General features: G+C 72.0%; 21 protein-coding genes. 16 read left to right on the forward strand and 5 right to left on the reverse strand.

Features of this window, described 5'->3' with window-relative positions:
* The first annotated feature begins 98 nt into the window (after positions 1 to 98).
* Positions 99 to 1238, forward strand: a complete 1140-nt coding sequence (locus ACZ6K0_RS07895; RefSeq protein ID WP_376409468.1) for a D-alanine--D-alanine ligase family protein — start codon at positions 99 to 101, stop codon at positions 1236 to 1238.
* Positions 1239 to 1268: 30 nt separating this feature from the next.
* Here the strand turns inward: ACZ6K0_RS07895 and ACZ6K0_RS07900 are convergent, their stop codons facing one another.
* Together ACZ6K0_RS07900 and ACZ6K0_RS07905 are read right to left on the reverse strand one after the other, a co-directional pair.
* Entirely contained in the window at positions 1269 to 1763 is a 495-nt protein-coding gene (locus tag ACZ6K0_RS07900; protein ID WP_376409805.1) for a DUF3515 domain-containing protein, read from the reverse strand.
* Between the two features lie 23 nt (positions 1764 to 1786).
* Complete coding sequence (locus ACZ6K0_RS07905; RefSeq protein WP_015036438.1) at positions 1787 to 2020, reverse strand: Lrp/AsnC family transcriptional regulator; 234 nt, start codon at positions 2018 to 2020, stop codon at positions 1787 to 1789.
* A 233-nt stretch (positions 2021 to 2253) separates the two neighbouring features.
* Between ACZ6K0_RS07905 and ACZ6K0_RS07910 the strand changes: the two genes are divergently transcribed.
* Together ACZ6K0_RS07910 and thiD are read left to right on the forward strand one after the other, a co-directional pair.
* Positions 2254 to 3216: a thiamine-phosphate kinase gene (locus ACZ6K0_RS07910; protein WP_056644467.1), complete on the forward strand. Its 963-nt coding sequence runs from the start codon at positions 2254 to 2256 to the stop codon at positions 3214 to 3216.
* Positions 3213 to 4013 (forward strand): bifunctional hydroxymethylpyrimidine kinase/phosphomethylpyrimidine kinase, encoded by an 801-nt coding sequence (gene thiD / locus ACZ6K0_RS07915; RefSeq protein ID WP_376409471.1) that lies wholly within the window; start codon positions 3213 to 3215, stop codon positions 4011 to 4013. The genes ACZ6K0_RS07910 and thiD overlap by 4 nt, the downstream gene beginning before the upstream one ends.
* A 112-nt stretch (positions 4014 to 4125) precedes the next feature.
* Here the strand turns inward: thiD and rpmB are convergent, their stop codons facing one another.
* On the reverse strand, positions 4126 to 4311 hold the full coding sequence (rpmB, locus tag ACZ6K0_RS07920) for a 50S ribosomal protein L28 (protein ID WP_376409474.1): 186 nt from the start codon (positions 4309 to 4311) through the stop codon (positions 4126 to 4128).
* Between the two features lie 235 nt (positions 4312 to 4546).
* Here rpmB and ACZ6K0_RS07925 point away from each other — a divergent pair, with 235 nt between their 5' ends.
* From ACZ6K0_RS07925 to mutM, 9 genes are all read left to right on the forward strand, one after another.
* Entirely contained in the window at positions 4547 to 6175 is a 1629-nt protein-coding gene (locus tag ACZ6K0_RS07925) for a DAK2 domain-containing protein (protein ID WP_469227549.1), read from the forward strand.
* Between the two features lie 40 nt (positions 6176 to 6215).
* Positions 6216 to 8435 carry an ATP-dependent DNA helicase RecG gene (recG, locus tag ACZ6K0_RS07930; protein ID WP_469227548.1) on the forward strand — a complete coding sequence of 740 codons (2220 nt, stop codon included), beginning with the start codon at positions 6216 to 6218 and terminating at the stop codon, positions 8433 to 8435.
* 67 nt (positions 8436 to 8502) lie between these two features.
* Entirely contained in the window at positions 8503 to 9087 is a 585-nt protein-coding gene (rsmD, locus tag ACZ6K0_RS07935) for a 16S rRNA (guanine(966)-N(2))-methyltransferase RsmD (protein WP_376409483.1), read from the forward strand.
* A gap of 26 nt (positions 9088 to 9113) precedes the next feature.
* Positions 9114 to 9593 carry a pantetheine-phosphate adenylyltransferase gene (gene coaD / locus ACZ6K0_RS07940; RefSeq protein WP_185909416.1) on the forward strand — a complete coding sequence of 160 codons (480 nt, stop codon included), beginning with the start codon at positions 9114 to 9116 and terminating at the stop codon, positions 9591 to 9593.
* 110 nt (positions 9594 to 9703) lie between these two features.
* The gene (locus ACZ6K0_RS07945) at positions 9704 to 10753 is read left to right on the forward strand and encodes an ATP synthase F0 subunit B (protein WP_376409486.1); all 1050 of its coding nucleotides are present in this window, start codon (positions 9704 to 9706) and stop codon (positions 10751 to 10753) included.
* Positions 10754 to 10880: 127 nt separating this feature from the next.
* Complete coding sequence (locus ACZ6K0_RS07950; protein ID WP_037642041.1) at positions 10881 to 11534, forward strand: YceD family protein; 654 nt, start codon at positions 10881 to 10883, stop codon at positions 11532 to 11534.
* Between the two features lie 2 nt (positions 11535 to 11536).
* On the forward strand, positions 11537 to 11710 hold the full coding sequence (gene rpmF, locus ACZ6K0_RS07955; RefSeq protein ID WP_015036448.1) for a 50S ribosomal protein L32: 174 nt from the start codon (positions 11537 to 11539) through the stop codon (positions 11708 to 11710).
* Between the two features lie 20 nt (positions 11711 to 11730).
* Positions 11731 to 12543 carry a ribonuclease III gene (rnc, locus tag ACZ6K0_RS07960; RefSeq protein WP_376409489.1) on the forward strand — a complete coding sequence of 271 codons (813 nt, stop codon included), beginning with the start codon at positions 11731 to 11733 and terminating at the stop codon, positions 12541 to 12543.
* A gap of 153 nt (positions 12544 to 12696) precedes the next feature.
* Positions 12697 to 13551, forward strand: coding sequence for a bifunctional DNA-formamidopyrimidine glycosylase/DNA-(apurinic or apyrimidinic site) lyase (mutM, locus tag ACZ6K0_RS07965; protein WP_376409492.1), 855 nt, complete (start codon positions 12697 to 12699; stop codon positions 13549 to 13551).
* Between the two features lie 24 nt (positions 13552 to 13575).
* Here the strand turns inward: mutM and ACZ6K0_RS07970 are convergent, their stop codons facing one another.
* On the reverse strand, positions 13576 to 13962 hold the full coding sequence (locus tag ACZ6K0_RS07970; protein WP_376409495.1) for a winged helix-turn-helix transcriptional regulator: 387 nt from the start codon (positions 13960 to 13962) through the stop codon (positions 13576 to 13578).
* Positions 13963 to 14087: 125 nt separating this feature from the next.
* Between ACZ6K0_RS07970 and ACZ6K0_RS07975 the strand changes: the two genes are divergently transcribed.
* The gene (locus ACZ6K0_RS07975; RefSeq protein ID WP_376409498.1) at positions 14088 to 14672 is read left to right on the forward strand and encodes a flavodoxin family protein; all 585 of its coding nucleotides are present in this window, start codon (positions 14088 to 14090) and stop codon (positions 14670 to 14672) included.
* Positions 14673 to 14769: 97 nt separating this feature from the next.
* Here ACZ6K0_RS07975 and ACZ6K0_RS07980 read toward each other — a convergent pair whose 3' ends face one another.
* The gene (locus ACZ6K0_RS07980) at positions 14770 to 15735 is read right to left on the reverse strand and encodes a CAP domain-containing protein (protein WP_469227547.1); all 966 of its coding nucleotides are present in this window, start codon (positions 15733 to 15735) and stop codon (positions 14770 to 14772) included.
* Positions 15736 to 15939: 204 nt separating this feature from the next.
* Here ACZ6K0_RS07980 and ACZ6K0_RS07985 point away from each other — a divergent pair, with 204 nt between their 5' ends.
* From ACZ6K0_RS07985 to smc, 3 genes are all read left to right on the forward strand, one after another.
* Positions 15940 to 16221: an acylphosphatase gene (locus ACZ6K0_RS07985; protein ID WP_376409504.1), complete on the forward strand. Its 282-nt coding sequence runs from the start codon at positions 15940 to 15942 to the stop codon at positions 16219 to 16221.
* A gap of 387 nt (positions 16222 to 16608) precedes the next feature.
* Positions 16609 to 16827: a hypothetical protein gene (locus tag ACZ6K0_RS07990; protein ID WP_055641131.1), complete on the forward strand. Its 219-nt coding sequence runs from the start codon at positions 16609 to 16611 to the stop codon at positions 16825 to 16827.
* A 246-nt stretch (positions 16828 to 17073) separates the two neighbouring features.
* Positions 17074 to 20658, forward strand: coding sequence for a chromosome segregation protein SMC (gene smc, locus ACZ6K0_RS07995; protein ID WP_469227546.1), 3585 nt, complete (start codon positions 17074 to 17076; stop codon positions 20656 to 20658).
* Positions 20659 to 20788: the final 130 nt, after the last annotated feature.

Genomic DNA, 20788 nt, shown 5'->3' on the forward strand with positions numbered 1-20788 from the left:
CACGCGTCGGGCGCGGCGGCACGGCCGCTGCTCCGGACGCGCGCGGGGGGAGCGGGGCGCTCAGCTGTTCGGGAGCCGCAAGGTACGCTCATCGCGATATGAGCGAGAACACCCAGAGCCCCCGCAAGCCGCGCGTGGCCGTCGTCTTCGGCGGTCGCAGCTCCGAGCACGCCATCTCCGTCGTCACGGCGGGCGCCGTCCTGAGCGCCATCGACCGGGACAAGTACGACGTGCTGCCCATCGGCATCACGACGGACGGGCGCTGGGCGCTCACCGCCGACGCCCCCGAGCGCATGGCCATCGCCGACCGCGCCCTGCCGAACGTCACCGACCTGGCCGAGTCCCAGGAAGGCGGTGTCGTCCTCTCCGTCGACCCCGCCAACCGCGAGGTCGTCCTCACCGAGCCCGGCGCCGTGCCGAAGGCCCTCGGCGAGGTCGACGTGGTCTTCCCCATGCTGCACGGCCCGTACGGCGAGGACGGCACCCTCCAGGGCCTCCTGGAGCTCTCCGGCGTCCCCTACGTCGGCGCGGGCGTCCTCGCCTCCGCCGTCGGCCAGGACAAGGAGTACATGAAGCGCGTCTTCGTCTCCTTCGGCCTCCCGGTCGGCCCGTACGAGGTCATCCGGCCGCGCGAGTGGGACCAGAACCCGGCCGCCGCCCGCAAGAAGATCGTCGAGTTCGCCGCCGACCACGGCTGGCCGCTCTTCGTGAAGCCGGCCCGCGGCGGCTCGTCCATGGGCATCACCAAGGTCGACGACCTCTCCGGCCTGGACGAGGCCATCGAGGAGGCCCGCCGCCACGACCCCAAGATCCTCGTCGAGTCGCTCCTGCGCGGCCGCGAGATCGAGTGCGGCGTCCTGGAGTTCGAGGACGGCCCGCGCGCCAGCGTGCCGGCCGAGATCCCGCCCGTCACCGACCACGACTTCTACGACTTCGAGGCCAAGTACATCGACTCGGCCTCCGGCATCGTGCCCGCGCCGATCGGCGACGAGGCCACCGCCGAGATCCAGCGCCTGGCCGTCGCCGCGTACGAGGCGGTCTCCTGCGAGGGCCTGGTCCGTGCCGACTTCTTCCTCACGGAGGACGGCGACTTCGTCATCAACGAGATCAACACGATGCCCGGCTTCACGCCCATCTCCATGTACCCGCGCATGTGGCAGGAGAGCGGCGTCGGCTACCCCGAGCTCGTCGACCGGCTGATCCAGGCCGCGCTGACCCGCTCCACGGGCCTGCGCTAGCCGGACCTGACGGTGCGATCCGGAGTGCGCCTAGACGCACTCCGGATCGATGCCGCAGGGGATCGTCCTCGCCACGGAGGCCGCGAGGTCCGCGAGGGGCGTCGCGTCGTGCGCGTACCGCTCGTCGAGCGTCACCTCGACGTACGTCTTCCGGTACACCGAGGTGAAACGGGGCCCGCTGCCCTCCGGGCGCTCCAGCATCCAGTTCACGCCGTTCGCCTCGACGGCCTGAGAGTTCGGATCGCTCATCTTTTCGGGCCGGGGGACCCCGCAGCGCAGTACGATCGCACCGTCACCCCACCCGGCGGTCAGCTCGGAGTCCGGCTCCGGATCACTCCGCTCGAGATCCGCCACGGTGTCCGGCAGCTCCTTCTCCAGAGCCTGGCAGAGGGCCGCCTCCGCCGCCGTCGGGCGGGGAACCGCCACGGACGCCCCGGCGTCCGTCCAGGAGCAGCCGGTGGCGGCCAGCAGGAGGACGGCTGCCGTGACGGCGGCGGGCAGGCCGAAGGGCCGGTGGGATGACATCACCGGCCAAGCGTAGACGGGGGCTACAGATGAACGACCGGGCAGGTGAGGGTACGCGTGATGCCGTCCACTTGCTGGACCTTGGCGACCACCATGCGACCCAACTCGTCGACGGTGTCCGCCTGTGCGCGCACGATCACGTCGTAGGGACCGGTCACGTCTTCGGCCTGGAGCACCCCCGGGATCTTGGAGATGGTGTCGGCGACGGTCGACGCCTTGCCCACCTCGGTCTGGATGAGGATGTACGCCTGAACCACGGAACCTCCAGGGCGACCACGAGGATCTTGTGGGAGAAAGGGACGCCACGGTACCGCGTCACCGCGGGCCACGGGGAGACCCGCGCGCCCGGGGGCACTCGCGTGGTGGCCTACGCACGACAGAAGTTGACGGTCTACTTGACGGTACCCAGCACGGTGACGGCCCGCGACCCGCGGCGCGCCCAGACGCGCCCCCGCCCGTCGGCCGGCACGAAGACACGAGGTGAGGCGCGGTGAAGGGCACAGTCGGAGAGCTGGGCGAGTTCGGGCTCATCAGAGAGCTCACGTCCCGGCTCACCTCCACCCCGGCGGTACGGATCGGGCCCGGCGACGACGCCGCGGTCGTCTCCGCACCCGACCGGCGCGTGGTGGCCAGCACGGACATCCTCCTCGAAGGACGTCACTTCCGCCGCGACTGGTCGACGGCGTACGACGTCGGCCGCAAGGCCGCCGCGCAGAACCTCGCCGACATCGCCGCCATGGGCGCGGTCCCCACCGCGCTCCTCCTCGGCCTCGTCGTCCCCGCCGAGCTGCCCGTCACCTGGCCCACCGAACTGATGGACGGGCTCCGCGACGAATGTCAGGTCGCGGGCGCCGCCGTCGTCGGCGGCGACGTCGTCCGCGGCGACACCATCACCATCGCCATCACCGCCCTCGGCGACCTCCGCAACCACGACCCGGTGACCCGGGGCGGGGCCCAGCCCGGCGACGTCGTCGCCTACACCGGCTGGCTCGGCTGGTCCGCCGCCGGGTACGCGGTCCTCTCCCGCGGCTTCCGCTCGCCCCGCGCCTTCGTCGAGGCCCACCGCAGGCCCGAGCCGCCGTACCACGCGGGCCCCGCCGCCGCCGGACTCGGCGCCACCGCCATGTGCGACGTCAGCGACGGCCTCATCGCCGACCTCGGCCACATCGCCGAGGCCAGCAAGGTCCGCATCGACCTGCGCTCCGGGCTCATCGACATCCCCACGCAGATGAACGACATCGGCCAGGCCGTCGGCGTCGACCCCATGCAGTGGGTGCTCACCGGGGGAGAGGACCACGCCATCGTGGCCACCTTCCCGCCGGACGTGAAGCTCCCCGCCCGCTGGAAGGTCATCGGCGAGGTCCTGAACCCCTCGGCGCTGCCGCAGGTCACCGTGGACGGCGCCCCCTGGCACAGCGCGGGCGGCTGGGACCACTTCGGGGAGACGGAGTGACCGCTCGGCCCCCGCTGGTGCTCACCGTCGCCGGATCCGACTCCGGCGGCGGCGCCGGCATCCAGGCCGACCTGAAGACCATGCTCGCGCTCGGCGTCCACGGCATGAGCGTGCTCACCGCCGTCACCGCCCAGAACTCGCGGGGAGTCCAGGGCGCGTGGGAGCTGCCCGAGGAGGCCGTACGGGCCCAGTACCGGGCCGTCGTCGACGACATCGGCGTCCAGGCCGTGAAGACGGGCATGCTGGCCTCCGCCCGGCTCGTCGAGACGGTCGCCGAACTGCTCGCCGGGACCGAGGCCCCGGTGGTCGTGGACCCCGTCGGCGTCTCCAAGCACGGGGACTCGCTGCTCGCGGCCTCGGCCCTCGCCTCCGTACGGACGAAGCTGCTGCCGGTCGCGACCGTCGCCACGCCCAACCTGGACGAGGTGGCGCAGCTCACAGGCGTCCACGTCGTGTACGAGAGCGACATGCGGGTGGCGGCCGAGGCGATCCTGTCGTACGGGGCGGACTGGGCCCTGATCAAGGGCGGGCACCTGCCCACCGGCCAGGAGGCCGTGGACCTGCTCACGGACGGCACAGAGGAGCACTGGCTGCGCGCGCCCCGGCACGACAACCGGCACACGCACGGCACGGGCTGCACGCTCGCCTCGGCGGTGGCCTCGGGGCTCGCCAAGGGCCTGGCGGTGCCGGAGGCGGTACACCGGGCCAAGGAGTACGTGACCGGGGCCATCGCCGCCGGATTCGCCCTGGGCTCGGGCATCGGCCCGGTCGACCACGGCTGGCGGTTCAGGGCCTGAGACGCCCGGGGGCCCGGCCGTTTCCGGGCATGGCAAAAGGCCGGTTCACCTAGGTGAACCGGCCTTTCAAGGCAACCGCAGGGGCTGCGCTACGACAGAACTCGCGTCGCAATTAGCGCGAGACCTTGCCGGCCTTGATGCACGAGGTGCAGGCGTTGAGCCGCTTCGGCGTCCGACCGACCACGGCACGCACGCGCTGGATGTTCGGGTTCCAGCGACGGGACGTACGGCGGTGCGAGTGCGAAATGCTGTTGCCGAAGCCCGGCCCCTTGCCGCAGACGTCGCAGTTGGCAGCCACGGGTCACTCCAAAGACTTCAGAATTACAGTGAAATCCGGCGCACCGGAATCAGGAGTCTGAAGTGGCTTGCCGGAGGATGGCCCGGAGGAACCGGGCAACCGAAGCAGCATACAACGCCTGCTTCGGTGGAACGAAACTACCATGGTCTCCGCCGACCTCGCCCCCGGCCCAGGTCACGAGCAGGACACCCCGGGTCTACCCTGCGGTGAGCTCACCGCCGAAGGAGGCCCCCTGTTGTCGCGAGCCCTTCAGCCTTCAGAGGAGCTCGTCGAGCTCGACGCCGAAGCGCTCCGGACCTGGTCCGGGCGGGTGCTCGACGCCCTCGGGCGGGAGCGCCGGGAGATCGACGCGATCAACGTCTACCCGGTCGCGGACGGGGACACCGGCACCAACCTGTACCTGACGGCGGAAGCCGCCCACCAGGCCGTCGAAGCCGTCTTCGCCGCCGCCGAACCCGACGCCGCCGAGACCGTACGGGCCATGGCCCACGGGGCCCTGCTCGGGGCCCGAGGGAACTCCGGGACCATCCTCGCCCAGCTGCTGCGCGGCATGGCGGCCGTCCTCGCCGAGGGACGTGACGGTGATCACCTCGCCCGCGCCCTCGCGGAGGCCGCCGACGCCGCCCGCCGGGCCGTCGCCCACCCCGTCGAGGGCACGATCCTCACGGTCGCCTCCGCCGCCGCGGAGGCCTGCGCCGGGGGCGGCCGACTCGTGGACGTGGCGGGAAACGCCTACGACGGGGCCAGGACCGCCCTGGCGACCACCACGGCCCAGCTGGACGTCCTCACCCGCGCCGGGGTCGTGGACGCCGGCGGACAGGGCCTGGTGACCGTCCTCGGGGCACTCGTCGAGACCGTGACCGGCCGGGCACCGCTCCGCCCGGAGACACCGGCCCACGGCGTCGTCGCGCCCGCCGCGCCCCTCGCACCCGAGGACTGCGGCACCGAGGACGGCCCCGCGTACGAGGTGATCTACCTCCTGGAGGCCGAGGACGCGGCCGTGGACCTGCTGAGGTCCCGCCTCGACGCGCTGGGGGAGTCCCTGGTCGTCGTCGGCGGCGACGGGCTCTGGAACGTCCACGTGCACGTCGACGACGCCGGAGCCGCCGTCGAGGCCGGCATCGAGGCCGGACGGCCCCACCGGATCCGCGTCACCCACTTCGCGAGCAGCCCGGCAGGACCGGACGCCCGCGGAGCGCGGGCCCAGCGCGCGGTGGTCGCCGTCGTCCCCGGCGAGGGCCTGGCCGGCCTCTGCGCCGAGGCGGGCGCCACCACCGTCCGGACCCGGCCCGGCGAACAGCCCGCGGGGGACGAACTCCTCGACGCGATCCGGCGGGCGCACGCCCGCGAGGTCGTCCTGCTGCCCAACGACACCGACCTGCGCCAGACGGCCGCGGCCGCCGCCGAACGCGCCAGGGCCGAGGGCATCCGCGTCGCCCTCATCCCGACCCGGGCCGCCGTCCAGGGCATCGCCGCCCTCGCCGTCCACGAACCGGACCGCCGCTTCGACGAGGACGTCGTCGCCATGACGGCCGCCGCCGGCGCCACCCGCTACGCCGAACTCGCCGTCGCCGAGCGCCAGTCCTTCACCTCGGCCGGCGTCTGCCAGGCCGGCGACGTCCTCGGCCTCATCGAGGGCGACGTCGCCGTCATCGGCGAGGACCTCACCGAGACGGCCCGCACGGTCCTCGACCGCATGCTCTCCGCGGGCGGCGAACTCGTCACCCTGATCGTCGCCGACGACACCCCGCCCGACCTGGCCGCCGCCCTCGAACGCCACGTCCGCCGCGGTTATCTGGCCGTCGACACGACCACTTACCACGCGGGCGCGGGAGCCCCTCCGCTGCTCATCGGAGTGGAATGACCCGAGGGGAACACCCCGACTGTCGGTCCCGTGGTGTGCAATGGAACGCGTGCCCGCGCTCGACGAACCACTCAAGAAGTCCCTCGGCCCCGCCACCGCCAAGGTCATGGCCGAGGCACTCGACCTGCACACGGTCGGTGACCTGCTCCACCACTACCCCCGGCGGTACGCCGAGCGGGGCGAGCTGACGACGCTCGCCGACCTCCCGCTCGACGAGCACGTCACGGTCGTCGCGCAGGTCGCGGACGCCCGCGTGCTGACCTTCAACGGCTCCAAGGGACGCGGCCAGCGCCTCGAAGTGACCATCACGGACGGCAGCGGCCGCCTCCAACTGGTCTTCTTCGGCAAGGGCGTGCACAAGCCGCACAAGGACCTGCTGCCCGGCACCCGCGCGATGTTCTCCGGCAAGGTCTCGCTCTTCAACCGCCGCCTCCAGCTCGCCCACCCCGCGTACGAGCTCCTCCGCGACGGCGGCGACGAGACCGACGGGACCGCCGCGAGCGCCGACAACGTGGCCGGCTGGGCCGGGGCCCTCATCCCGATCTACCCGGCCACCACCAAACTGGAGTCCTGGAAGATCGCCAAGGCCGTCGACGCCGTCCTGCCGCACGCCGAGGACGCCGTCGACCCCCTGCCGCCCGCCCTGCGCGAGGGCCGCGGCCTCCCCGAGCTGCCCGACGCCCTGCGGAAGATCCACCGCCCCCGTACCAAGGCGGACATCGCCGACGCCCGCGACCGGCTCAAGTGGGACGAGGCCTTCGTCCTCCAGGTCGCCCTCGCCCGCCGCCGGCACGCCGACACCCAACTCCCCGCCGTCGCCCGGCGCCCCGTCCCCGGCGCCATCCTCGACGCCTTCGACGCCAAGCTCCCCTTCACCCTCACCGAAGGCCAGCAGAAGGTCTCCCGCGAGATCTTCGACGACCTCGCCACCGAACACCCCATGCACCGCCTCCTCCAGGGCGAGGTCGGATCCGGGAAGACCATGGTCGCCCTGCGCGCCATGCTCGCCGTCGTCGACGCCGGGGGACAGGCCGCGATGCTCGCGCCCACCGAGGTCCTCGCCCAGCAGCACCACCGCTCCGTCACCGAGATGATGGGCGAGCTCGCCCAGGGCGGGATGCTCGGCGGCGCCGAGCGCGCCACCAAGGTCGTCCTGCTCACCGGCTCCATGGGCACCGCGGCCCGCCGGCAGGCCCTGCTCGACCTCGTCACCGGCGAGGCCGGGATCGTCATCGGCACGCACGCGCTGATCGAGGACAAGGTCCGGTTCCACGACCTCGGCCTGGTCGTCGTCGACGAACAGCACCGCTTCGGCGTCGAGCAGCGCGACGCCCTGCGCGGCAAGGGCAAGCAACCGCCCCACCTGCTCGTCATGACCGCCACCCCCATCCCGCGCACCGTCGCCATGACCGTCTTCGGCGACCTGGAGACCTCCGTCCTCGACCAGCTGCCCGCCGGCCGCTCCCCGATCGCCACCCATGTCGTCCCCGCCGCCGACAAGCCGCACTTCCTCGCGCGCGCCTGGGAGCGGGTGCGCGAGGAGGTGGAGAACGGCCACCAGGCGTACGTCGTCTGCCCCCGCATCGGCGACGAGGAGGACCAGAAGAAGAAGTCCAAGGCGTCCCCCGAGGACGAGGCCGAGAAGCGCCCGCCGCTCGCCGTCGTCGAGGTCGCGGAGAAGCTCCGTACGGGCCCCCTCACGGGCCTGCGGATCGCCGTCCTGCACGGGCGCATGCACCCCGACGACAAGGACGACGTCATGCGCCGCTTCGCCGCCGGCGAGCTCGACGTCCTCGTCGCCACCACCGTCATCGAGGTCGGCGTCAACGTCCCCAACGCCACCGCCATGGTGATCATGGACGGCGACCGCTTCGGCGTCTCCCAGCTCCACCAGCTCCGCGGCCGCGTCGGACGAGGATCCGCCCCCGGCCTCTGCCTCCTCGTCACCGAGATGCCCGAGGCCAGCCCCGCCCGGCAGCGCCTCGGCGCCGTCGCCGCCACCCTCGACGGCTTCGAGCTCTCCCGCATCGACCTCGAACAGCGCCGCGAGGGCGACGTCCTCGGCCAGGCCCAGTCCGGCGTCCGCTCCTCCCTGAAGGTGCTCACCGTCATCGACGACGAGGAGGTCATCGCCGCCGCCCGCGAGGAGGCCACCACCCTCGTCCTCGCCGACCCGGACCTCACCGCCCACCCGGGACTGCGCACCGCCCTCGAAGCCCTGCTCGACAAGGACCGGGAGGAGTACCTGGAGAAGGGCTGACCGCAGCCACGCGCCGACCGCCATAAGCTGATGCGTACGCACTGGCTCATGGAGAACGAGGACACCGATGACCCGCGTGATCGCCGGCACCGCCGGCGGACGCCGACTGGCCGTGCCCCCCGGCACCGGCACCCGCCCCACCTCCGACCGGGCGCGCGAAGGCCTCTTCTCCACCTGGGAGGCGTTCCTCGGCACCCTCGACGGGACCCGGGTCGCCGACCTGTACGCGGGCTCCGGCGCCGTCGGACTCGAAGCGCTCTCCCGGGGAGCGGTCCACGCGCTCCTCGTCGAGGCGGAACCCCGCGCCGCGAAGACGATCCGCGACAACATCCGGACGCTCGGCCTGCCCGGCGCCGAGCTCCGGACCGGCAAGGCGGAGCAGATCGTGACGGGACCGGCCCCCGCCGAGCCGTTCGACCTGGTCTTCCTCGACCCGCCGTACGCCGTCGCGGACGACGATCTTCGGGAGATCCTCCTCACACTCCGCTCGGAGGGCTGGCTCACGGACGATGCCCTCGTCACCGTGGAGCGCAGCACCCGAGGCGGGGAGTTCGGCTGGCCGGCCGGATTCGAGCCACTACGGGCCCGTCGTTACGGCGAGGGAACGTTTTGGTACGGTCGCGCCGCCTCTACGTGCGAAGACGCACCATGACCGGACCGGAGAGCGAGGGACTCACGTTGCGCCGCGCCGTCTGTCCGGGGTCATTCGACCCCATCACCAACGGACATCTCGACATCATCGCCCGCGCCTCCAAGCTGTACGACGTCGTACACGTCGCGGTGATGATCAACCAGTCCAAGCAGGGACTGTTCACCGTCGACGAGCGGATCGAGCTGATCCGCGAGGTCACCGCCGACTTCGGCAACGTCGAGGTGGAGTCCTTCCACGGACTCCTCGTCGACTTCTGCAAGCAGCGGGACATCCCCGCCATCGTCAAGGGCCTGCGCGCGGTCAGCGACTTCGACTACGAGTTGCAGATGGCGCAGATGAACATCGGCCTCTCGGGCGTGGAGACCCTCTTCGTCCCCACCAACCCGACGTACAGCTTCCTCTCCTCCTCGCTGGTCAAGGAGGTTGCGGCTTGGGGCGGCGACGTCTCCCACCTCGTCCCGCCGCAGGTCCTCGGCAGGCTGACCGAGCGCCTCGCGCAGAAGTGACGCCCGGCCACCGCCGCTGACGCTCCGTCACCTGGTGTCGGACGGGAGCCGACTGCCCTTACAGTCGTCCCGTCCGTCTCCATCCAGCTGTAGAGAGTGGCGAGCACCCGGTGGACGTGCAGAAGAAGCTCGACGAGATCGTCGCGACCGTTCAGGGCGCCCGTTCCATGCCCATGTCGGCATCCTGCGTGGTCAACCGCGCCGAGCTGCTCTCCCTGCTCGAAGAGGTACGGGACGCCCTGCCCGGCTCCCTCGCCCAGGCCCAGGAGCTGATCGGCGGCCGCGAGCAGCTGGTCGAGCACGCCCGCCAGGAGGCCGAGCGGATCATCGAGGCCGCCCACGCCGAGCGCGGCTCGATCGTCTCCGACACCCAGGTCGCCCGGGAGTCGCAGGGCGAGGCCGACCGGATCCTCGCCGAGGCCCGCCGCGAGGCCGAGGAGGTCCGCGCCGAGGCCGACGACTACGTCGACTCCAAGCTCGCCAACTTCGAGGTCGTCCTCAACAAGACCATCGGCTCCGTCGACCGGGGCCGCGAGAAGCTCCTCGGCCGCGGCCCGGGCCTCGACCGGGACGGTTACGCGGACGAGGACGCCCCCGAGTACAGCGCGGACCCGCAGACCCTGATCAGCCGGGCCGACGAGTACGTGGACGCCAAGCTGGGCGCCTTCGAGGCCGTCCTCAGCAAGACCCTGGAGGCCGTCGGGCGCGGCCGGCAGAAGCTGCACGGCCGGATCGCCACCGACGACCTCGGCGAGCACATGGCCGCGCAGGACGGCCTCGCCGGCACGGTGCACACGAGCGACGCCGACTACCTCGCCGGGCTCGCGGAGCTCGCCGACCCCCAGCCGGCCCCGGTCGCCGCGCAGGCCCCCGCGCAGATCCCGGCCCAGCAGCCCGACCCGTACGGGTACCCGCAGCAGCCGCAGCAGGACCCCGGGTACGGCTACCAGCAGCAGCCGGACCCGTACGGGTACCAGCAGCAGCCCGACCCGTACGCGTACCAGGGTCAGTACGGCTACGAGCAGCAGCCCCAGTACCAGCCCCAGGCCCCGCAGCAGCCGCACCAGCAGCAGCCGGCCGCCGCGCTCGACGAGACCAGTTTCTTCGACACGAGCATGATCGACCTGGAGCAGTTGCGCCGGTACGAACAGGGGCAGTAAAGGGCCCGGGGCCCGGATTGGGCCCTGAGCGAAGCGTCCAGTATCCTGGCTCTTCGGTCGCGCGTATTCCGCGACGCTTGCTGCCCATTTCTGGCAGCCCCCTCACGATTCGAAAGCAGGAAGAGCCCTGAGCACGCGCCTCGACCACCGCAATCCCCTCGTGTTCGACACACACGAGCTGGGGCGGCGTCCTGGTGCCCTCCAGCGGCTCTCGCGCTCCGTCGAGGCCCCCACGGTCCTCGGCGTCGAAGGGGTCATCGGAGTGCCCGAGGGCGCTCCCGTGGAAATCGATCTCCGTCTTGAGTCGGTCATGGAAGGGGTGCTTGTCACAGGCACCGCCCGTGCATCGGCCGAGGGGGAGTGCGTAAGGTGTCTGGAGCCCGTCGAGCTGGAGCTCGACGTGGACTTCCAGGAGATGTTCTCGTACCCCGACTCCGACGACCGGGGCCGCTCCAAGGCGGCCGCGGACGACGAAGCCGAGGAAGACGAGAGCATGACCCCCCTCGAGGACGGCATGTTCGACCTCGAACCCATGCTGCGTGATGCGGTGGTGCTCGCACTGCCGATGCAGCCGGTGTGCCGGGAGGACTGTGCGGGTCTGTGCTCCGAATGTGGAGCCGACCTGAACGAGAACCCGGGCCACCACCATGATGCCGTCGACGCCCGTTGGGCGGCATTGCAGGGACTCGCCGGTTCGCTGGGAACCGATGAGAAGGACAACATGAGCGGCAAAGCCTCTGACGGGGACGTCCGAAGCGCCGCCGAGAAGCAGGAGAAGTAGCCGTGGCTGTTCCGAAGCGGAAGATGTCGCGCAGCAACACGCGCCACCGCCGGTCGCAGTGGAAGGCTGCGGTCCCCACCCTGGTTTCGTGTGAGCGTTGCCAGGAGCCGAAGCTGCAGCACATCGCGTGCCCGAGCTGCGGCACCTACAACAAGCGCCAGGTCCTCTCGGTCTGATTGGGCTGGTGAGAGGCGCAATGTCTGAGTCCCGCAAGACGGACGACAAGACGGACCATGCCTCGTCCCACACGCTTCTGGAAGGGCGGCTCGGCTATCGGCTCGAGTCCGCCCTTCTGGTGCGTGCACTGACCCACCGTTCGTTCGCGTACGAGAACGGCGGCCTGCCCACCAACGAGCGTCTCGAGTTCCTCGGGGACTCCGTGCTCGGCCTGGTGGTCACGGACACGCTGTACCGCACCCACCCCGACCTGCCCGAAGGCCAGCTGGCCAAACTGCGGGCCGCGGTGGTCAACTCACGTGCACTTGCGGAGGTCGGTCGCGGCCTCGAACTCGGCTCCTTCATCCGGCTCGGCCGGGGCGAAGAGGGCACGGGTGGCCGGGACAAGGCGTCCATCCTCGCCGACACCCTTGAAGCGGTGATCGGCGCGGTCTATCTCGACCAGGGCCTCGAAGTGGCGTCCGAGCTGGTTCACCGGCTCTTCGACCCGCTGATCGAGAAGTCCTCGAACCTCGGTGCGGGCCTGGACTGGAAGACCAGTCTCCAGGAGCTCACCGCGGCTGAGGGCCTGGGTGTGCCGGAATACCTCGTCACCGAAGAGGGCCCGGACCACGAGAAGGTCTTCACTGCTGCCGCCCGCGTCGGTGGTGTCTCGTACGGCACCGGCACCGGCCGCAGCAAGAAGGAAGCGGAACAGCAGGCCGCGGAGGCCGCGTGGGGCGAGATTCGCGCCGCCGCGGACGAGCGCGTGGCGGCGGCCAAGGTCGCTGCCGAAGCCGGCACGGGAGAGGTCGCCGACCCCTCTCCGTCCACCAACGGGGCGACGGCCTGAGGGCCATCACCCGCCGCTTCCCCGAGAACCCCGCCCCAGGGCGGGGTTCTCGTCTTTTCCCCGCCCTCTCCTTCGCTTCCCTCCCCACTCCTCCGCCCTCCTTGGGCCGGTAGGGTGGAAGCGCTGTCGATCGACGTCGTCCGGAGGAGTCCCGTGCCCGAGCTGCCCGAGGTCGAGGTCGTACGGCGCGGACTGGAGCGCTGGGTCGCCGGGCGGACCGTGACCGAGGTCGAGGTGCTGCACCCGAGGGCCGTACGGCGCCATCCGGCGGGCGGCGCGGACTTCGCGGCGCGGCTGAAGGGGCAGCGGTTCGCGGTGGCGCGGCGGCGCGGCAAGTACCTCTGGCTGCCGCTGGACGGCACCGGCACCTCCGTGCTCGGCCACCTCGGCATGAGCGGCCAGCTGCTCGTCCAGCCGGAGGACGCCGCCGACGAGAAGCACCTCCGCATCCGGATCCGCTTCGACGATGCCGCCGGCACCGAGCTCCGCTTCGTCGACCAGCGCACCTTCGGCGGGCTCTCGCTCCACGACCAGACCGCCGACGGGCTGCCGGACGTCATCGCGCACATCGCCCGGGACCCGCTGGACCCCGACTTCGACGAGGACGCGTTCCACCGCGCGCTGCGACAGCGCCGTACGACCGTCAAGCGGGCCCTGCTCGACCAGTCGCTGATCAGCGGCGTCGGCAACATCTACGCGGACGAGGCGCTCTGGCGGTCCCGGCTGCACTACGAGCGGCCCACCGCCACGCTCACCCGGCCCCGCTCGGCGGAGCTCCTCGGGCACGCCCGGGACGTGATGAACGAGGCCCTCGCGGTCGGCGGCACCAGCTTCGACAGCCTGTACGTGAACGTCAACGGCGAGTCCGGCTACTTCGACCGCTCGCTCGACGCCTACGGGCGCGAGGACGAGCCGTGCCACCGTTGCGGCACGCCGATGCGCAGGCGCCCCTGGATGAACCGCTCCAGCTACTTCTGCCCGCGCTGCCAGCGCCCGCCGCGCCCCTAGGGGGCGTCCCCTCGGGCCGGGCGGTCAGCTCGTGACGGGGGCCGGGCGCTCCGCGTCGTAACTCTCGCGGGCCGCCTCGACCTGCGGCATGCGGCCCTCCACCAGCGCGATCAGGCCGATGAGCCGCTCCGCGATCTCGCGGCCGAGCGGGGTGAGCCGGTAGTCGACCCGCGGCGGGTTCGTGGGCTGCGCGTCGCGGTGGACGAGGCCGTCGCGCTCCAGGGCGTGGAGCGTCTGCGACAGCATCTTCTCGCTCACGCCGTCGACCCGGCGCCGCAGCTCGTTGAAGCGGAACGTGCCGTCGTACAGGGCGCCGAGGGTCAGGCTGCCCCAGCGGCCCGTCACGTGCTCCAGCGTGCCGCGCGAGGGACAGGCCCGCGCGAAGACGTCGTAGGCGAGGTCGTCAGTCATGCCCTCCACCGTACTCGCGCACAGCGCTTACCGTCACGGCTGCGCTATCGAGCTGCTTGCGCTTTCGAAAAGTTAGTGCTCTACTTCTGGTCATCCCCTCCGCAGACCTTTTCGAGGAGCTCCTTGTGACCACCCCCGTCGTCTCCATCGCCTACCACTCCGGCTACGGCCACACCGCCGTCCTCGCCGAAGCCGTCCGTGCCGGGGCCGCCGACGCGGGTGCCACCGTCCACCTGATCAAGGTCGACGGGATCACCGACGCCGAGTGGGAGCTGCTCGACTCCTCCGACGCGATCGTCTTCGGCTCCCCGACCTACATGGGCACCGCCTCCGGCGCCTTCCACCAGTTCGCCGAGGCCACTTCGAAGCGCTGGTTCTCCGACGCCTGGCTGGACAAGCTCGCCGCCGGATTCACCAACTCCGGCTCCAAGAGCGGCGACAAGCTGCACACCCTGCAGTTCTTCCAGACCCTCGCCGGCCAGCACGGCATGACCTGGGTCAACCTCGGCCTGAAGCCCGGCTGGAACAGCAGCGAGGCCTCCGAGAACGACCTCAACCGCCTCGGCTTCTTCTCCGGCGCCGGGGCCCAGACCCACACCGACCTGGGCCCCGACGGCGTCCACAAGGCGGATGTCGCCACCGCCGAGCACCTCGGCCGCCGCGTCGCCGTGACCGCCCGCACCTTCGCGGCCGGCAAGGCCGCCGCCTGATCCCACGTACGAGAAAGGGCCCCGTCACCGGAGTGGTGACGGGGCCCTTCTCTTGCGTACGGGACCGGCTCGGCGGAATCGGCTCAGCGGAATCGGCTCAGCGGCCGAAGTCCTGGGTCCACCAGGGGCCGCTGTCGCCGAACTGCACGCCGACGCCCAGCGTCGTGAAGTCGCAATTCAATATGTTGGCGCGATGGCCGTCGCTGTTCATCCAGGAGTCCATCACGGCCGCCGCGTCCGCCTGGCCGCGCGCGATGTTCTCGCCGCCCAGGCCCGTGACGCCGGCCTGCTCCGCACGCGCCCACGGCGTGGCCCCGTCCGGGTCCGTGTGGTCGAAGAAGCCGCGCTCCGCCATGTCCGCGCTGAACGCCCCGGCCAGTGCCGCGAGCTGCGCGTCCGCCCTCACCGGGGTGCAGCCCACCTTGCCGCGCTCGACGTTGACCAGCCGGAGGACCTCCGCCTCGGCCGCCTCGCCCCGGTCGGCCGTCGACGGAGCGGCCGGCGTCTCGACCGGTGCCTCGGTCGTCGGGGCCGGCTTCGGCGCGGCCGGCCGCGCCGTGGGCGGGGTCCGGACCTTCTTCGGGGCGACGGGCTTGGTGCTGGTCGCCGCCTTCGACGGGGTCGGCTTCGGGCTCGGCTTCGCGGATGTGGACGGAGCGGCCGAGGGGGAGGCCGTCCTGCTCGGGGTCGCACTCGCGCTGGCGCGCGGACTCGGGCTCTTGCCCGATCCCGCCCGGGTCGCCGTGCCGCTGCCCGAGCCGCCCGACTCGCCGCCGGCCGGGGTCTGGGTCGACCCGCCCTGCGTGTTCAGCTCCGGGGCATGCCGGGACTGGACCTGGCGCTCGCCCGTACCGGCGCTGCCGACGGTGAAGGTGTCCCCGCCGGGCAGCAGACCCGAGGCGACGGCCACGGCTCCCACCGCGACCGCCGCGGAGGCGCCGAGGAGTCCGGTGCGCACGGGAGTGCTCCGCCGCTTGCGGCGGTCACCCCGGTGCCGGCGGTCCGTACCGGCCGCGTAGTCTTCTGCGGCGGGTGCGGCGCCGGAGCGACGGTGGCGTCCCATCTGCTGCCCTGCCTTCCTCTGCGGAGCTCCGCCGGTGGCTGCGGATCTTTGCTGGTCTTTGCTGATCTTTGCTGTCGGCACGGTTTCGGACCGACCGCCGAACGGCGCGCGCCCGAACGGGTGAGGCGCATTCCGACGGGACTGTACGCGATGGGAAGCGGGGGTGACGTGCTCATCCGGCAATCCGTTGGTTAGCGTGCAGCCATGAGCGACGACGTACGGATGACCGCCTGGGTGCGCGGCCGGGTACAGGGAGTGGGCTTCCGCTGGTTCACCAGGGCAAACGCACTGGAGATCGGCGGCCTCGCGGGCTTCGCCCTGAACCTCGACGACGGCCGGGTCCAAGTGGTGGCCGAGGGGCCGAGTGAGAATTGCCACCGTCTTCTCGACTGGCTCCGCACGGGCGACACGCCCGGCCGCGTGGACGGCGTCACGGAGATATGGGGCGCTCCGCGCGGAGGCTACGACGGCTTCGCGATCCGCTGACGTTCGCGACGGCGCCCCCTCTCCGGTGACCTGGAGGGGTCCCGGAGGGACACGCGGTGACGGGGGTGTGGCGGGAGAACTCCCTGGTGGTTGCCAAGAAGTGCGCGCCGTGGAAGGCTGCCCGTAAAGGATGATCGCCACGCCCCGAGGCACCGGGTCGAGAGGCGCCGCCGCGCGTCGAGCGGCCGCCCACTCCCCTGTCGCCCCTTCAAACGGGGCGTGATCGTGTTGACCGTCAAACTTTTTGGTGAGACGCTGGAATCCCCGCGCACCTTAGCTGTTTGGCAGTAAAGAACCGGCACGACGCACTGCCGAGCACCGCGGGTGCGAATCCCTCACGACCCACACCGCAATCGGTCGGTCACTCAGTGTGGAGGACCATCCATCATGGCAAAGGCGCTTCTCGGTTACGTCGGCGGCTCCGACCCGCGACTCCTCGCCGAGATGCGACGGCTTCAGCAGCGTGTCCAGGACCTGGAATCCGAGCTGGTTCGGATCCAGTCCGAGAACGACACGCTCGCGGCTGCCGCCGCTCAGCACCAGGGAGAGTCGCTGCTCGACAGCATCGACCTCGACGTACCCCAGGCGGAGCCTGCGCTCACCTGACAACCCAGCCCTCAGGGGCCAGGTGGGAAACACTCCGTCGGCACCGCCGACTCACGATCCACGTCGACGTAGCCGGGCACACAGCACAGCTGGATATGCAAGGGGCGCTTCGGCGTCCCTTCTTTCTTTCACCCGCCGTTTCCCCCACGGCCCGCCCCCGGCCCCTACCTGGCCACCCCTCCTCACCCGATGATCTGCCCTACACCTTCGCGGGTGAAACGCGCCTGCCCCGGTAGAGTCCCCGGGGTGCACCTCAAGGCCCTGACCCTCCGCGGATTCAAGTCGTTCGCCTCGGCCACGACCCTGCGGTTCGAACCCGGGATCACCTGTGTCGTGGGGCCCAACGGATCGGGCAAGTCCAATGTCGTGGACGCCCTGTCCTGGGTCATGGGCGAACAGGGTGCCAAGTCGCTGCGCGGCGGCAAGATGGAGGACGTCATCTTCGCCGGCACGACCGGGCGCCCGCCGCTCGGCCGCGCCGAGGTCTCGCTGACCATCGACAACTCCGACGGCGCGCTGCCCATCGACTACGCCGAGGTCACCATCACCCGGATCATGTTCCGGGGCGGCAGCAGCGAGTACCAGATCAACGGCGACACCTGCCGCCTGCTCGACATCCAGGACCTGCTCTCCGACTCCGGCATCGGACGCGAGATGCACGTCATCGTCGGCCAGGGACAGCTCGACTCCGTCCTGCACGCCGACCCGATGGGCCGCCGCGCCTTCATCGAGGAGGCCTCCGGAGTCCTCAAGCACCGCAAGCGGAAAGAGAAGGCGCTGCGGAAGCTGGACGCGATGCAGGCCAACCTCGCGCGCGTCCAGGACCTCACCGACGAACTGCGCCGCCAGCTCAAGCCCCTCGGCCGCCAGGCCGCCGTCGCCCGCCGCGCCGTCGTCATCCAGGCCGACCTCCGCGACGCCCGCCTCCGCCTCCTCGCCGACGACCTGGCCCGGCTCCAGCGTGCGCTCACCGCCGAGGTCGCCGACGAGGCGGCGCTCCTCGCCCGCAAGGAGGCCACCGAGACCGCGCTGCGCACCGCGCTCGCCCGCGAGACGGAACTCGAAGCCGAGGTCGGCGCCCTCGCGCCCCGGCTCGAACGAGCCCAGCAGAGCTGGTACGCCCTCTCGCAGCTCGCCGAACGGGTCCGGAGCACGATCTCCCTCGCCGACGCGCGCGTGAAGAGCGCCGACGACGCCCCCGCCGAGGAGCGGCGCGGCCGCGACCCCGAGGACCTGGAGCGGGAGGCCGCCCGCGTCCGCGAGCAGGAGGCCGAGCTCGAAGCCGCTCTGGACGCGGCCGAGCGCGCCCTGGAGGACACCGTCGCCCACCGGGCGGAGCTCGAACGCGCCCTGACGGCGGAGGAACGCCGCCTCAAGGACGCGGCCCGGTCCATCGCCGACCGGCGCGAGGGCCTCGCCCGGCTCCACGGCCAGGTGAACGCGGCCCGCTCTCGCGCCGCCGCCGCCCAGGCCGAGATCGACCGGCTGGCCGCCGCCCGCGACGAGGCGGCGGAGCGGGCGGTCGCCGCCCAGGAGGAGTACGAGCAGCTCACGGCCGAGGTCGAGGGCCTCGACGCCGCGGACGGCGAGCACGGCGAGCGGTATGAGGCGGCCCGCCGCGAACGGGCCGACGCCGAGGCCGAACTGGGCGCCGCCCGCGACGCGCTCGGCACCGCCGAACGGACCCGGGCCGCGACCCGCGCCCGGCACGACACCCTCGCCCTCGGCCTGCGCCGCAAGGACGGCACGGGCGCCCTGCTCTCCGCGGGCGTCACCGGACTCCTCGGCCCCGCCGCCGAACTCCTCACCGTCACCCCGGGATACGAGATCCCCGTGGCCGCCGCGCTCGGCGCCGCCGCCGACGCGGTCGCCGCCACCGGACCGGCCGCCGCGGCCGAGGCCCTCCGCCTCCTCCGCAAGCAGGACGCGGGCCGCGCCTCCCTCCTCCTGACCGGCGCCCCGGAACCGTCCCCCGCCGCCGGCGCCGAGGGCTGCCGGAGCGCCGCCGACCTGGTGCGCGGCCCCGCCGAACTCCTGCCCGCCGTCCGCCGCCTGCTGGCCGGAGTGGTCGTCGTCGACGGCCTCGACGAGGCCGAGGAGCTGGTCAGGTCCCGGCCCGGCCTGACCGCCGTCACCGCCGAAGGGGACCTGCTCGGCGGGCACTTCGCCCACGGCGGCTCCGCCGGCGCGCCCAGCCTGCTGGAAGTCCGGGCCTCGGTGGCCGAAGCCGCCGCCGAGCTCGACGAACTGACCGTACGGTGCGAGGCGTTGACCACCGCACATCGCGAGGCCGACGAGCGGCGCCGTACCGCGGGGGCGCTCGTCGAGGAGCTGGACGCGAGCCGCCGGGCCGCCGAGCGGGAGAAGTCGGCCGTCGCCAAGGAGCTGGGACGGCTCGCCGGGCAGGCCAGGGGAGCGGCGGGGGAGGCCGAGCGGACCGCGGCGGCCGTCGCCCGCGCCCAGGAGGCCCTGGAGAAGGCCGTCGGCGAGGCGGAGGAACTGGCCGAACGGCTCCTCGTCGCCCAGGAGGCCACCGCCTACGGGGACGGGGAGGACGAGCCCGACACCTCCGTCCGCGACCGGCTCTCCGTCGACGGCTCCAACGCGCGCCAGACCGAGATGGAGGCGCGGCTCCAGGCCCGTACCCACGAGGAGCGGGTCAAGGCACTCGCCGGCCGGGCCGACTCCCTCGACCGGGCCGCCCGCGCCGAACGCGAGGCACGCGCGCGTGCCGAGCAGCGCCGGGCCCGCCTCCGGCACGAGCGACGGGTCGCGGGCGCGGTCGCCGCCGGAGCCCGCGGGCTCCTGGCCCACGTCGAGGTCTCGCTCGTCCGCGCCGAGCGGGAACGGGTGGCGGCCCAAGCGGCGAGGGGGGATCGTGAGCAGGGGCTCACGGTGGCCCGCGCCCGCGCCCGGGACCTCAAGGCCGAGCTCGACAAGCTGACCGACTCGGTCCACCGGGGCGAGGTGCTCGGTGCGGAGAAGCGGCTGCGGATCGAACAGCTGGAGGCGAAGGCCCTGGAGGAGTTCGGGGTGGAGGCGACCGCGCTGGTCGCCGAGTACGGCCCCGACCAGCCCGTACCCCCGTCACCGTCCGTGGACGCCGAGGCCGGCTCCGGCTCCGGCGCCGAGGGCGGCTCCGACGATGGCTCCGACGACCCGCAGGCCCGGCCGCGCCCGTTCGTCCGTTCGGAGCAGGAGAAGCGGCTCAAAGCCGCCGAACGGGCGTACCACCAGCTCGGCAAGGTCAATCCGCTGGCCCTGGAGGAGTTCGCGGCCCTGGAGGAGCGGCACCGGTTCCTCTCCGAGCAGCTGGAGGACCTGAAGAAGACCCGGACCGACCTCCTTCAGGTCGTGAAGGAGGTCGACGTACGGGTCGAGCAGGTCTTCACGGAGGCGTACCGGGACACGGCCAGGGAGTTCGAGGGCGTCTTCTCGCGACTCTTCCCGGGCGGCGAGGGCCGTCTCGTCCTCACCGACCCGGGCAACATGCTCACCACCGGCGTCGACGTGGAGGCCCGTCCGCCGGGCAAGAAGGTCAAGCGGCTCTCGCTGCTCTCCGGCGGCGAGCGGTCGCTCACGGCCGTGGCGCTGCTCGTCTCGATCTTCAAGGCCAGGCCCAGCCCGTTCTACGTGATGGACGAGGTCGAGGCGGCGCTCGACGACACCAACCTCCAGCGGCTGATCCGGATCATGGAGGAGCTCCAGGAGTCCTCGCAGCTGATCGTGATCACGCACCAGAAGCGGACGATGGAGGTCGCGGACGCGCTGTACGGCGTGTCCATGCAGGGCGACGGCGTCTCGAAGGTGATCAGCCAGCGACTCCGCTGACGTTCGTCACTTCAAGTCTTGAACCTAAGTAACCTCGTCGCGTCTATAAAGTCATACGACATCGACTATTGACTTCGAAACTTGAAGGCATAGTCTCTGCAACGTTGCTTTTACCTTCACGTGGTGAGCG

The sequence above is a fragment of the Streptomyces sp. NPDC042346 genome (genome assembly GCF_055581845.1).

Bases quoted from the DNA above. Each gene is read 5' to 3' on its own strand.
- ACZ6K0_RS07895 (WP_376409468.1), top strand. From the start codon at position 99: ATGAGCGAGAACACCCAGAGCCCCCGCAAGCCGCGCGTGGCCGTCGTC.
- ACZ6K0_RS07970 (WP_376409495.1), bottom strand. From the start codon at position 13,962: ATGACTGACGACCTCGCCTACGACGTCTTCGCGCGGGCCTGTCCCTCG.
- recG (WP_469227548.1), top strand. From the start codon at position 6,216: ATGGAACGCGTGCCCGCGCTCGACGAACCACTCAAGAAGTCCCTCGGC.
- ACZ6K0_RS07985 (WP_376409504.1), top strand. From the start codon at position 15,940: ATGAGCGACGACGTACGGATGACCGCCTGGGTGCGCGGCCGGGTACAG.
- ACZ6K0_RS07980 (WP_469227547.1), bottom strand. From the start codon at position 15,735: ATGGGACGCCACCGTCGCTCCGGCGCCGCACCCGCCGCAGAAGACTAC.
- rsmD (WP_376409483.1), top strand. From the start codon at position 8,503: ATGACCCGCGTGATCGCCGGCACCGCCGGCGGACGCCGACTGGCCGTG.
- ACZ6K0_RS07900 (WP_376409805.1), bottom strand. From the start codon at position 1,763: ATGTCATCCCACCGGCCCTTCGGCCTGCCCGCCGCCGTCACGGCAGCC.
- ACZ6K0_RS07990 (WP_055641131.1), top strand. From the start codon at position 16,609: ATGGCAAAGGCGCTTCTCGGTTACGTCGGCGGCTCCGACCCGCGACTC.
- rnc (WP_376409489.1), top strand. From the start codon at position 11,731: ATGTCTGAGTCCCGCAAGACGGACGACAAGACGGACCATGCCTCGTCC.